The 12,189-nt window shown below is 63.4% G+C and carries 9 protein-coding genes and 2 pseudogenes; 9 read left to right on the top strand and 2 right to left on the bottom strand.

Annotated features, from left to right (window positions below; translation table 11 throughout):
* Together ACGFYN_RS46905 and ACGFYN_RS46900 are read left to right on the top strand one after the other, a co-directional pair.
* The coding region (locus tag ACGFYN_RS46905) for a transposase (protein ID WP_393872103.1) at positions 1-310 on the top strand (310 nt) is incomplete at its 5' end.
* Between the two features lie 46 nt (positions 311-356).
* Positions 357-746 carry an HNH endonuclease gene (locus ACGFYN_RS46900; protein ID WP_393872102.1) on the top strand — a complete coding sequence of 130 codons (390 nt, stop codon included), beginning with the start codon at positions 357-359 and terminating at the stop codon, positions 744-746.
* 236 nt (positions 747-982) lie between these two features.
* Here ACGFYN_RS46900 and ACGFYN_RS46895 read toward each other — a convergent pair whose 3' ends face one another.
* Positions 983-1,894, bottom strand: a complete 912-nt coding sequence (locus ACGFYN_RS46895; protein WP_393872105.1) for a putative adhesin — start codon at positions 1,892-1,894, stop codon at positions 983-985.
* Between the two features lie 1,426 nt (positions 1,895-3,320).
* Between ACGFYN_RS46895 and ACGFYN_RS46890 the strand changes: the two are divergent.
* From ACGFYN_RS46890 to ACGFYN_RS46880, 3 genes and pseudogenes are all read left to right on the top strand, one after another.
* Positions 3,321-3,452 (top strand): annotated as a pseudogene (locus tag ACGFYN_RS46890) (transposase); the annotation flags it as partial.
* A gap of 135 nt (positions 3,453-3,587) precedes the next feature.
* On the top strand, positions 3,588-4,004 hold the full coding sequence (locus tag ACGFYN_RS46885; RefSeq protein WP_393872101.1) for an IS3 family transposase: 417 nt from the start codon (positions 3,588-3,590) through the stop codon (positions 4,002-4,004).
* 306 nt (positions 4,005-4,310) lie between these two features.
* On the top strand, positions 4,311-6,629 hold the full coding sequence (locus ACGFYN_RS46880) for a hypothetical protein (RefSeq protein ID WP_393872100.1): 2,319 nt from the start codon (positions 4,311-4,313) through the stop codon (positions 6,627-6,629).
* 68 nt (positions 6,630-6,697) lie between these two features.
* Here the strand turns inward: ACGFYN_RS46880 and ACGFYN_RS46875 are convergent, their stop codons facing one another.
* Positions 6,698-7,009 carry a hypothetical protein gene (locus tag ACGFYN_RS46875; protein WP_393872099.1) on the bottom strand — a complete coding sequence of 104 codons (312 nt, stop codon included), beginning with the start codon at positions 7,007-7,009 and terminating at the stop codon, positions 6,698-6,700.
* Between the two features lie 704 nt (positions 7,010-7,713).
* Between ACGFYN_RS46875 and ACGFYN_RS46870 the strand changes: the two genes are divergently transcribed.
* The 4 genes and pseudogenes from ACGFYN_RS46870 to ACGFYN_RS46855 all read left to right on the top strand — a co-directional run.
* On the top strand, positions 7,714-9,321 hold the full coding sequence (locus tag ACGFYN_RS46870; protein ID WP_393872098.1) for a calcium-binding protein: 1,608 nt from the start codon (positions 7,714-7,716) through the stop codon (positions 9,319-9,321).
* Positions 9,322-9,906: 585 nt separating this feature from the next.
* Positions 9,907-10,377, top strand: coding sequence for a hypothetical protein (locus ACGFYN_RS46865; protein WP_393872097.1), 471 nt, complete (start codon positions 9,907-9,909; stop codon positions 10,375-10,377).
* Between the two features lie 435 nt (positions 10,378-10,812).
* A complete protein-coding gene (locus tag ACGFYN_RS46860) occupies positions 10,813-11,532 on the top strand; it encodes a group II intron maturase-specific domain-containing protein (RefSeq protein ID WP_393872104.1) in 720 nt (239 codons plus the stop codon).
* A 440-nt stretch (positions 11,533-11,972) separates the two neighbouring features.
* Positions 11,973-12,189, top strand: a pseudogene (locus ACGFYN_RS46855) (IS256 family transposase); the annotation flags it as partial.

The following is a 12,189-nucleotide window of genomic DNA, read 5'->3' as shown; positions in this document are numbered from 1 at the left end:
GGACCGCATTCGGGCTGCCCGCGCGACCGGCCTGCGGAACCTGCCCCTGCACGACACCGCGCAAAACCGGGTCTGGCTGGAGATCGTCCAGATCGCACTCGACCTGCTGGCCTGGATGCCGATGCTTGCGCTGAACGGCAAGGCCCGGCTCTGGGAACCCCGCCGCCTGCGGCTCCGCCTGTTCAGCCCGGCCGGCCAACTCGTCACCACCGGCCGCCGCCGGATCCTCCGCCTCGCCCGCCACTGGCCCTGGACCCATGTCGTCACCAGCGCCCTCGAACGACTCGATCAACTACCCAACCCAGTCTGACCAGTAGCCTTGCCGTCCCTGCGAGCAGCACCACCGTCTCGGAGCAGTGGAACCCGGCGCCCACCCGACACGTCAGTCGGGCTACCCGCCTGCCCACCAGCAGTCACGGAACGCGAAACGGTCCGCCGACTCCGTCGGCAGACCGTCACGAAAGATCGAGGCTAAGGTCTATCTGGCGGCCAGGCAGAAAGGGCTGTGCCCACTCTGCCGGTTGGACCTCATCCAAGGAGCCGAGTATGAACCGGACAATGTCCGGGGCTGGGTGGACTGGTTCGAAGCAAAAGGAAAAACGCTCGACGTGGACCACCGGGTACGACGAAGCGAAGGCGGCAGCGATCATCCGAGTAATCTCCGGCTCGTACACGCCGACTGCCACGATCTGCGTCACGCAGGAGATGGCAGGCGGACCGACAAGAAGCCTGTAGAAGTTGCATGATGTTGCTTGAGCCGCGTGCGGTGAAAGTCGCAAGCACGGTTCTGGGGGGCCCTGTCCCAGTAATGGGCGGGGCCTACCCGACACAACGGGGCGTTGCACGAACGAACGGAACGAAACGCGCGCGGACGAAACGGAACGAACGTGCGTGTGATGCCTACCGGCATCTGTCGAAGACGAGCACGATACGGGCAGCAGTCCGCGCAGCTCAAGGAGATCCGGGCGTTCGACCCGGAGCGTCAGGACCACTCCCACTCCAGTGTTTCGCGGCCGCCTTCTGTCGCCGCCATCGCCGCGTCGTACCATTTTACGAAGTTGGGTGATGCGGCAAACAATGCCATTTTCCTGGCCTCACGCATACTATCGAACAGGTTCAACGCCTTGGATAGGTCCATGGTGCCTGCATGCATAATGCACTGGGTCATAAACATGTAGGCTGATGCAGTGTCAGAATACTCATCGCCAGCACCGCCCGCCCCAAAGCAGGAGGCGATGTAGAGTTTTCCAACGCCGCGGTACTTCCCCAACAGTCCATCGCAGACATGGAAAGGCCGCTTGCAAAGATTAGTCCAGTCTGTGCAAAGCAGCTCTCTACCCGTAACCCAGACCACATCACCGATCTTTTGCTTAGCAGCGGTCAGATCAAGAGGAGATTCCAGATCCTTCTCCGTGTTACGCATCGAGTCCGCCCAGGCCCGCAGGTCCAGCTCTTCCTCATCCGATTCAAGCGGATCGAGTATGATGTTAGGAATATCGGCCAGCTCGGGAAAGGTCCCTTTCGTCGGATACAGCAAGGGGTTCATGCAAACAATTCTGGCCTCGAGCTCCGACAGAGTTTTTCCCGGCTCGGCGTAGGTGTAGAGCGTCATACCTTTGGGAACGAATGTCGTGTCGCTCGGTGAGTCCTGTCCATGCCCCAAGACTGCTAGATGCGGCGGCGCAGCCGCCAGCGGGGAACTCAAGCCAAATGTGCGAGGAGCTTTATGAAGCTCCGAGCACGTCAGGCAGGACGGTATGGCGTTGTCCCCGCCTTTGCCTGGCTCGGGTATGCAGTCCTTGTGGGTTAGATGGACTAGATCCTCGCGTTGGTGGCAGAATTGGTAAACGCTATCCGAAGGTGCGATTGGTGCTCGACAGATCAGACATGTCATGGCGAGCGAGGATGGCGCGAAGGTCTTTGCTTCTGTGAAGGCCTGTGCACTTTCTTTGGCCTGCTGGAGAACGTCCTGCGACCGCTTCTCCTCCTCTTTGGCTATCTCCTTTTTCTCTATTACGGTCTTCTTCTCGAATGCTTCGGCCAGGGAGTTCCGTCTTTCCATCACCTGCTCGCGGCTGTGCCGCGCTAGGAAATCTGCCCACTCTCGGCGCATCTCCGCCAGTCTTCCGGGATCGGCTTTTCCTATGGCCTGAAATTCGGTAGATATAAGGTCGGATATTGCGCCTTGGAGCTGCCCATAATTATATTCTGGTATGGTAAATGCCGTGCTGGCACCCGCTTTTTTCTCCTCTCCTCTTGTGCTGCTACTCGAAGGCGTGCTGCTACTCGAAGGTGTGCTGCTACTCACGGTGCCCCCTCGATTGTGCTGGGTGGCGCGCTTCGCTGTGTCACGGGAGGTGCGGTAGAGGTTTCCGTTGTACTTGCGGTGATGCTGGGCCGTATCGGAGAGGTCCCGCCGGTTACCGCGGCCCTGGTTGAGGGGACATGCCTGTGCCCTTCTCTCTCGTGCTGCCGAAGGCCGTGGCGCGGGTGACTCTCATCAGAGCGTTCCCGACGGTGCATGGCCAGCTCTGTGCTGCGCGGCGAGTAGCCACGAGCCCCGCCATCAGCTCCGATTGTACCCAATACCCCATTTCCCCCAAAAGCGCTGGATTTGACACTGGCTGTAGTGCTCAGGAGCTCGTTCTTCGGCCGGTCGAACGGCGGGTACGCAGTGGCGTCACCTGAGACCTCCGAGGATGCCCCGGCCTTCGGGCCGGGGATGAATCGGACTCCTGCGGAGCAGGGCAGGGAACGGGGTTTCGCCCTCAGGGCGAAAGACCGCCCACACGGTCGGGTAAGCTGACTGCCGTGCGTTGCGAGAACCAAGCGCGTACGCCGTGCTGATCGAGAGCCAAGACGGCACATGCACCTCCAAGCTTTGCGGTACGAACCCGGGCTGGTTTCAACCCGGCTGGTGTTGATCGTGGAAGACCTGTCGGGTCGCTGACCCGCAGGCGGCGTGAGCCAGGAATCCCCCTGCTTCAGCTGGGGGAGGATTCAAGACTGTCAGTAACGCCATCGTCCGCTCGATGACCCACCCTTGGGCTGGACTCGATGCCTTTGCGGGAGATCCGGACTCGAAGACGTTTGCCGCGCAGCCACCTCCGCAGGTGGGGAACGTCGTAGGCCTTGTGGCCTGCAGTCGCTGGGCTTGAAGTGGCCGGCCGCGGTGGGGGCATGTCTCGGTTGGATTCCTGTTCGCTGTCTTGAGTGTTGGCGGCGCAGGATGCCTGAGGCGCCCCTAAGTTCTCGGACAGTGGTCCCCATAGGATCGAAGTCCAGAACGGCGGAGAGAGCACGCGGCACAGAAGCGTAGGAAGTTCAGTCCTGAGTTTCGGGACGAGGCGGTCAAGATGGTGGTCGTGGAGTCACGCCCCATCGCCGAGGTCGCGCGAGAGATACAAGTGAACGAGGGAACGCTGGGCACCTGGGTCAGCCGGTACCGGCAAGAGCAACGCCGGGAAGGAGCCTTGCCTGAACATCAGCGAACGTGCCCGCCTGCGCGAGCTGGAACGCGAGAACCGGGAACTCCGTATGAAGACCGAGTTCCTGGGAAAAGCGGCCTTCTTCGCCCAGGAATACCGATGAAGGAGAAGTATGAGTTCATCGACGGCGAGGCCGACAACCTTCCCGTGCAGCAGATGTGCACCTGGGCGGGAGTATCCACGTCGGGCTTCTACCACTGGAAATCGAGGCCATTGTCGGCCACCGCGAAGCGCCGTGCGGAACTGAGGGCCATCATCCTCCAGGTCTTCTCTGCCTCGCAGGAGACCTACGGCTACCGGCGTGTCCACGCCGTGCTCCAGCGGATGAACGTGCAGGCCGGAGCAGAACTGGTCCGCGCGCTGATGCGCGAGCTCGGCCTGGTGCCATGCCGGCCGCGGCCCTGGCGGGCGACCACGATGATGCGGCGCCGGCCACGCCCGACCTGCTGGCCCGTGACTTCACCGCTGACGCTCCCGGTACTAGGGTCAATTACGATCGAAGCCCCCGTCACATGATCTCCGGCTGTAGTACGGGGATGTCCGCCCGTGGTGCTCCTTTTCGGGTCGCCGTTGCGACTGCAGGGTAGGAGACTTTGGGGAAGGGGCGGCGAGAGGGGCTTCTTGTTCGTGTCATGCTCAACAGGGACGAGTCGTCCGTGCTGGAAAGCAGCACCTGGGGGCAGGTTTTGCTTCTGCTCTGGGTGCCGCCGCGAGCAGGGATTCGCGCTGGGTGTCCTGCGGGGGAATGCCTGAGCAGTTGCCGATCCACGCCGCCCGGTCCGGACAGATTCCCCACCGTATTCCCTGTCGCAAGGAGCAATGATGGCTACGTCACCGCCTCCGGATAAAAGCCCGGAAACAACCTCCACGACGGCCTCGCAGACAGCCCCGGAAACAACCTCCACGACGGCGCCGCAGACTACGACGCCTCCCGGAACGGAGTCGGGAGAGGAAAAAAAGATACCGGCGCCACTGCTCGTGGATGAAGGCGCGGAGTCCGACGAAGAGACAGAGTCCGCCCGTGAACCGGGGGATCAGGCAGGCCTTCTCGAGCGTCTCCAGGGCATTGTCGGGCAGCTCCAGGAAGCCCAGGCTGTGGAGAGGGAAGAACGCATACGCCGCATGGCAGAGGAAATATACCGCTATCTCGACACGAGGAAGTGGCGCCGCAAAAGCCTTGCGCGGGTATTCACGGGGAAATCGAAGGCGCTGGAGGCCGCCCTCAGGGAATCGGCCGAGCACGGTCCCGCCGAACGGGTCGAAGCACTTCGCCGGACCTATGTTAAGGCCGTGGAAACCCAGCTTGCGCTCTTCAATCCCGAAGGAAGTCGGGAACCCAGCCTGACAGGCCTGGTGCCGTCCGTCGCGGCGCGCATTAAATTGTTCACGCATCTCATAGACGTACTGGGAGAACTGCGGCCCACCCACCTCGGGAGAACCGGAACACTGGGCGCCAAAATAGCAGGGGACATACTGGCCTATAAAGGAATCGTGGCATCTCTCGAAGAGCTGAGGGCTGGGGCCGTCACGTTGAGTACGAAAGTTCCCGTGGTCCCGGACCAGGAGGAATTCTATAACTGGTGTGCCCGGGATGGTGTGTCCGTCGCGGCGGCGCTGGGGGAAAGTCTGACGCTGTTCGTCAAGGAAGCAAACAAGGTATTCGACAGGTACCGTGAGCTGGCCGCAGTCGGGACCAAGACCGGAACGGCACTTGTCAAAATCATGAGTGACCTGGTGAAGGAGGCAGCGAAAGACTACGCGCAGGGTCTGGAACGTGCAGGCGAGGAGGCCCGGGCAAAAGAACAGTCGCTGTTTGAGCAGGCCCAGGTAAAACTGCTGACCCTGGACACCGCCGACAAGGTTGTCACCATCGGTCTGGGTATCGGTGCTTCCTATGCCGGAGCATTCGCCCCGGCCTTCGGGGCGGCGGGCGCGGGCAAGGCGGGTGTCAAACGCTGGCTTCAGATGAAAGGTACTGAACGGGCCTACGACACGTTCGTGGAAGAGGCGAGAAAGAAAGAGCAGTCTCTCCTGGGAGCGATGCAGGGAGACAGTGCGGGGACGATCGGCAAGGGAACAATTGCCCGCATGGAGGCCAACTTCGATCTCGCGCTGGGCCTTTTGGCGTTCGTCCCGGGTGCGTTCATCCCCGCCTGGGAGCTTATCAGCGGAACATTGAAGGGGGTATTCACGGCGTATAAGACTCAGCTTGAGAAAAGTCTCGAATCCGGCACTCCCGAGGACCCGACGTCGGTGGGAACCAAGCTCGCAGAAAAACTCAGGGGAATCACGTGGAATACCCTCCCGCCCGGCATTACCGCCGGCGGCAAGGAAGGTGCTGGAACGCTGCTGACAAGTACGACCACGGACCGTGCGAAGCTGTCCGGCGGACTACTCGCACCAATCGCCGCTGCCGTCGTTGAGCAACTGGCCGGCGTCATCTTGAAAATGTTCCCGCAGGATCCCAAGAACTGGCTCTCTGCCAACGACATAGCAGGTATTGTCGACCGTGCCGCCATGATACCCAGTGAGGTCCTCGAATCGTCTTCCATAACCATTCCCACGCCGGGCCTCAGCGGTCACATCGAGGAGAAGAAATCTGCCCTCCGCTCAGACGGCACAGGGACAGCATTCGAGGAAATCCGTTTCGGCAACGGCAAGAGGTGGGCCTTCAAAGAACTCGGCCAGGGCGAGCCGATGGTAGGCGGCACCCGGTTCGCAACCGCTCTGGTCACCTGCAACGTGGGGGGCCGGCTCGTCAATTTTGAAGGAACGGTGGAAATCCGCCACGAAGGGGTCACGGCATCCGAGGCCTCCATGCAGCTGACTCGCGTGCTGGCCGGAGCAGAGACGGGGGAGATATGGAAGGACAATGTGGTCTCTGAGGCAGGATTCAGAAGTGGTGACACAATGCACAACGGCTCTTGGTACCGCCCCTTCGGATCCACCTACGTATTCATGGGAGGCACCGAGGTTCGCATCGTTGATCCCACCGCACTGGTTCAGAGCAGTGGCGGGAGCACGCGCCAACCCATCACGGCAATCCTTGGCACGCAGCTCACCGGAGTTCTGCCGCTCCAGGCGCTCGGCCTCGACACCACGCACGGCACACAAGGGACCGATTTTTTTCCGTTCGGATAGCTTCGGGATGGGTGATCACAACCGAGCTTAAGCACCGGAGCGGTGGCCGCACGGACCGGATTCCCAGATCAGCGAGGACACCGGTTGAACCGGCAACAAGGGGGCGCACCCGTCCGAGTTGTTGCAGGGGAAGAGCGACACGCCGCGGAGTACGTGGGATCGGATCGCCGCCGGCCTGTGTGGCCGGTGCCCATGATGAGCTCGGCCCGGGACGGGATGGCACCGAAGGCGAGCAACCGCAGGTACTCGGCCCGTGCCATGCGGGCGGGCTCCTCGCGCGCGTCCGGGTCCCGCCCGGCGAGTGCGACCACAAGGCGGGTGTCCGTGCGGGCCGCGGTCCAGATGTCGGCCAGGTCGAGCCGCAGGTTCGCGGCGGCCACGTCGAGGGGCTGGCCGGTGTGCAGGGCCGCAACGAGCTGTTCGGCAACTGGCGGGGCGAGGGGGCCGTTGCGGTCATGCGCGCACCCTACTGAACCTCAGCAATCAAGATCAGCCGTTGACTGGACACACCGCCCTCGTGCTGCTCCTGAGCGGACCCGTCGCCCAAGGCGTCGGCCGGCTGCTGCACACATCGGCGGCACGGTGCCGCTGATCTGGGGCCTCGTCCGCTGGCCGCTGCTGATGTCGCTGGTGGCCGTCCTGGTGATTTGTCGTCTCCACACCGGACCGTCACCAGGGCAACAAGGGCACGGCCGGGCGATACCCCATCGGGCATATCTCAGATCGGGTATTCCGCAGCTGGTGGGCGTGGGGTTACGGTGGCCAGTGTTATGTGGTGCTCCACGTCGGGAGCACCTGTAGTGGCCCGACGCGGTGGGTGCACAGCGCTTTATGGGTTGTCAGTCCACTGAAAGCGGGCAAATCAAGTCCGGCTAGCGGACCTCTGTGAACCGCCACCAACAACGTCTTCACCGGCACCTGATGTGCCGTTCCTGTTGCAGCGACGATGCCGGGGGACGGAGGGTGACGTAGCGAGCAACGCGAACGCAGGTTGGCCCGGGCCCCGACCGGCGCTCTATCGATGGTCGTCAGCTTGGACTCTCGCTGAAACAACGGGCCCAGATGTACCCGGAGGAATAAGATCATGGCCCCTTCAGCCATTTCAGCTGACCCCACAGGCAAGGGCCGCAGCCCCCGGCGGCGTCTATGTGCGCTCGCTATTGCCGCAACTCTCGCCGGCGGTTTCACGGCCCTGGTCGCTATCGCTCCGGCCGCACACGCGCAAACCCCCTATTGCAATGATCCGCTCCCGACCGGCAGTAAAGCGGCCATCACTGCTACCGAAGACGGCGACACCGTCACCTGCACCTACCAATTCACTGACAACGCCGGCGGTGAGATCACGTTCACTCCACCCACTGGCATCACCCGACTGACCAACATCACCGCTACCGGCGCCAACGGCGCCAACGGCTTCGGTGCAACTGGTGGCCCGGGTGGCTCCGGAGCCACCATTGGAACCAGCTCGCTCACCGTCTCAACCGGCCGACCTACTTACTTCCAGATCGGTGGAAACGGCGGCGGCAGCTTCAACTCCCAGGGCGGCTACAACGGCGGCGGCAGCAACACGGATGGCTTCGGTGGTGGCGGCGGGGGCTCCACCGCCATCCAAACCTGCTCTACCACCGACTCCACGTGCGCCAATGACTACGGCACCACCAGCGATCCCCGCCTCATCGTCGCCTCGGGCGGTGGTGGCGGCGGCTTTGGCGGCGCTCTAACGGGAGCAGGAGGCGGCAGCGGCGCTGGAACCGGCGGAGCCGGCAGCACGGGCCTCTACAACGGTGAATCCGGCACCAGTGCACACGGATTCGGCACTATCGGCGGCGACGGCGGCGACGGCGACAGCCACTTCGGCCAATCTGGTGGTGCCGGCGGCGGCGGAGGCGCTGCCACTGTGGCCGGCGGCGGCGGAGGGGGCGGCGGCTATGGCGGCGGGGGAGGGGGTGGCGGCACCGCTACCGACTCCACATCCGGAGGCGGAGGTGGAGGGTCCTCCCAACAATTCCCTGGTCGTAACGGTGCTGCCGGCAGTGGCGGTGCCAGCAACACCGCCGGCGGCGGAGGAGGCGGCTTCTACGGCGGCGGCGGAGGCGGGTACGCCTTCTCCGGTGGCGGTGCAGGTTCCTCCTACGCCCCCGCAGGCTCCAGCATTACCACCACCCCAACCTCCCTCCCTGAACTAGTCATTTCCTACAGCACCGCCCAGCCGCTGACGTGTGACACTGCCGCGTCACTGCAGACAGCACCTGACGGTTACACCCTGGTGCGTGGCACCAGTGGCAGCAACGTGCTGAACGGCACCGCAGGTAATGACATCATTCTCGGAAATGGTGGCAACGACACCGTGAACGGCAGGGGTGGCGACGACCTGGTGTGCACGGGCGACGGTAATGACGTCATCAACACCGGGAACGGCAACGACCAGATCAACGCCGGTGCCGGCAACAACGTCATCCGCGCGGGCGACGGCGACAACGCTGTGACAAGTGGCGGTGGTAACGACGTCATCACCACCGGCAGTGGGAAGGACACCGTCAGCGCAGGAGACGGCAACAATGCCGTCAACGTTGCTGCCGGCGACGACCACGTCACTGCTGGTAAGGGCAACGACGTTGTGAACGCAGGTGCAGGCGACGACACCGTCGATGCCGGAGCGGGCCACAACTTCGTCACCGGCGCCGAACACTGACCGGTACCGCCACGCACTCGCGTATTGCATGAGGGGGCCTGCCGCGGCGCGGCAGGCCCCCCTCAATCCTGGAGAACTACAGGATCCTCCGTGACGCGACGGCCCGCCCCGATCACACCGTCCAGGCCGGTCGCGCGTCATGCACACCCTCGCGCTCGCCGCAGGAGCCGTCAGGCCGGCACTGTGGCAGGCGAAGAAGAACCGGTCAGGAGGCGGAAGACGGCCTGTACGTGGGGGCGCAGGCTGGGTAACCGCGTTCATGGGGGTACTCCTCAGGTTCGGAAGACCTGGCGGCGGCAGATTTCAGGCATGATCATGCCATGAAGGGTAGGGCGCAGGGCCGTCAAAGCGGCTTGGGTGAAGTTCGGTGTTGCTTGTCGGATCCGTTCGCGTTGCCGCCGCATCGCCCCCGGACGCTCAAGGAACTTGATCAAGCCCTGACGCAAGGGGCGTGGCTGGGGCGGTGGAGGCTGATGGCCATCGACGGTTTCGTGCTGGATATTCCCGATAGCCCTGCGAACGAGTGCGAAGTTCGGCCGGTCCGGAGGGACGAAGAATCCGGCGCCTTTTCCCCAGGTGAAGATCGTGGGGCTGGGCGAATGCGGGACCCATGCCGTGGTAGCAGCACGGCTGGGGCCCTGGCGCGTGGACGAAGGCGTTCTCGCCGGGGAACTCATCGTCGATTTCGAACCCGGCATGCTGGTTACCGCTGACCGGGGATTCTATGCATACCGTCTGTGGGAAGCTGCCGCGGCTACCGGGGCGGATCTGCTGTGGCGCATGCCTGACGGCCCTCACCTGCCAGTGGTTCGGCCCCTGAAGGACGGGTCATACGAGTCGTTCCTGCTCGACCCGAAGGTCCGCCGTCGGCGTGCGGTCCAGCGACACCGCGGATCGGCGAACATCGAGGAACCGTCCGGAATTCCGGTCCGGGTCATCGAATACGAAGTCACGAACCGTGAAGGCAAAGGAGAGATCTTCTGCCTGATCACCACCATCATGGACCCCGACGAGGCAAGTTCCGCTGAACTCGCGGCCGCCTATGCCGAACGCTGAGAATTCGAATCCAGCCTGGACGGATCAAAACTCATCAGCGAGGCCGTGGCGTACTGCGCTCGAAGACGCCGGACATGATCGAGCAGGAGATCTGGGCATTGCTCCTCACTCATTACGCGGTCCGGCATCTGATGTGTGAGACAGCCGACCAATCCGACATCGACCCCGACAGATTGCCCTTCATGCGATCGCTGCGCATTATCCGACGTCGTCAGGTCACGGACCAGGCGGGCTTTTCCCCCTCGCCACCTCATGAACGCCCTTGAGGCGGCGCGCGCAGAAATCGTCGAAAGGCTCAACCCCCGCCGGAGGAACCGCAGTAGCCCACGCGCCGTCAAACGCGTCCACGTCCACGCCTACAGGAAGAAACTCCCAACCGAAACCACAACCCGCCACCCGGACCCGCCCCACATCAAAATCCTGGCCGTTTCTTAAATAAGTGGCATTGCCCCGCAGGGGTCCCCGCTCTCTCCGCTGCTGTCCAACATCATGTTGGACGACCTGGACCGCGAACTCTTCAAGCGTGGACACCGGTTCGTGCGGTACGCGGGCGATGTGATGATCTTCGTCCGGTCCAAGCGAGCGGCGGAACGGACCCTCGCCTCGGTTACAGGATTCATTGAGAAGACCCTGAAGCTGAAGGTCAACAAGGAGAAGTCCAAGGCGTGCCCCATCTGGTGGACGTCTCTCCTGGGGTTCAGCTACTACCTCACCAAGGGGCAGGTGAAGATCCGGGTGGACCGTAAGGCCGTTAAGCGACTGAAGGCCACAGTCCGGCGCATCACCTCCCGGACATGGGGAGTGTCGATGGCCCACCGACCGACTTTGGACAAGCTCAACCGCTTCTCGGTCGGATGGGTCGCCTACTTCGGCCTCGCGGACTCCCCGAAGGTGTTCGACGAGATCGACATGTGGACCCGTCGCAGGCTACGTCAGGCCCAATGGCGACAGTGGAAGACCGCCCGGAACCGGGCGACGAACCTCCGAAATCTCGGCATCGAGGAGAAGATGCTCGGGAGCCAGGGCCTCGGAGGAACGCGGCACTGGAGGACATCCAAGATCGCCCCACTGGAGCTGGGACTGAACAGGGCCTACTGTGAGGCCCAGGGATACAAGCCGTTAAACGGCTCTTGGTCCCGTCAGAAACCCGCCTGAGATCAGCTAGACGAACCGCCGGATGCGAGGCCCGCATGTCCGGTGGTGTGGGGGGAGGGTCGGGTGAACCGGCCCTCCTACCCGATCGTAGACGCATTTCAGCGCGGCCTGCTCATTGGGGAAGTGGCCGCGGGCTTTCCCTGCCCGTGGACCGTAGGGCCTCCGCCCCCTCGCGCCAGGCCCGGTGCCACAGGCTGACCGCCTGCCGAGTCACCCCGAGCGCCTCCGCACCTTGACCTGCCACATCCCTTGTCCGAATAGACCTGCCGCCTGCAGCCGACGCCGCTCCAGCTCAACTGGGCTCAGCAACCGGCGAGTGAGCAATGCTCAAGGCCTGTGGATCGGGCTCGGGTTGGACGCGAAGGGCGTACCTTCCCGAGTGATCGATTGAAGGTCACCGAGTAGGCCCGCGTGCGACCGCGGGTCGGGAAGGCACGCCCGTGCTCAGCGTAGTCACCGAAGACGGCAGCACCGCCACCGGATCCCTGCTGGACGACATCGTCCGTGAGGGTGCCCGCCGGATGCTGGCCGCCGCTCTGGAAGCTGAAGTCGACCAGTACACAGCCGAGTTGGCCGATCACCGTGATGAGAACGGGCGGCGCCTGGTGGTCCGCAATGGCCACCACCGCCCCCGCGACGTGACCACGGCCGCCGGGG

The sequence above is a fragment of the Streptomyces sp. NPDC048419 genome (assembly GCF_043200415.1).
In the GTDB taxonomy this organism is placed as follows: Bacteria; Actinomycetota; Actinomycetes; order Streptomycetales; family Streptomycetaceae; genus Streptomyces.
This window is presented reverse-complemented; position numbering and strand designations above follow the sequence as displayed.

What these genes read in the sequence shown, in the direction of transcription:
- ACGFYN_RS46895 (WP_393872105.1), bottom strand. Translation starts at nt 1,894, where the DNA reads ATGACATGTCTGATCTGTCGAGCACCAATCGCACCTTCGGATAGCGTT.
- ACGFYN_RS46885 (WP_393872101.1), top strand. Translation starts at nt 3,588, where the DNA reads ATGAAGGAGAAGTATGAGTTCATCGACGGCGAGGCCGACAACCTTCCC.
- ACGFYN_RS46880 (WP_393872100.1), top strand. Translation starts at nt 4,311, where the DNA reads ATGGCTACGTCACCGCCTCCGGATAAAAGCCCGGAAACAACCTCCACG.
- ACGFYN_RS46870 (WP_393872098.1), top strand. Translation starts at nt 7,714, where the DNA reads ATGGCCCCTTCAGCCATTTCAGCTGACCCCACAGGCAAGGGCCGCAGC.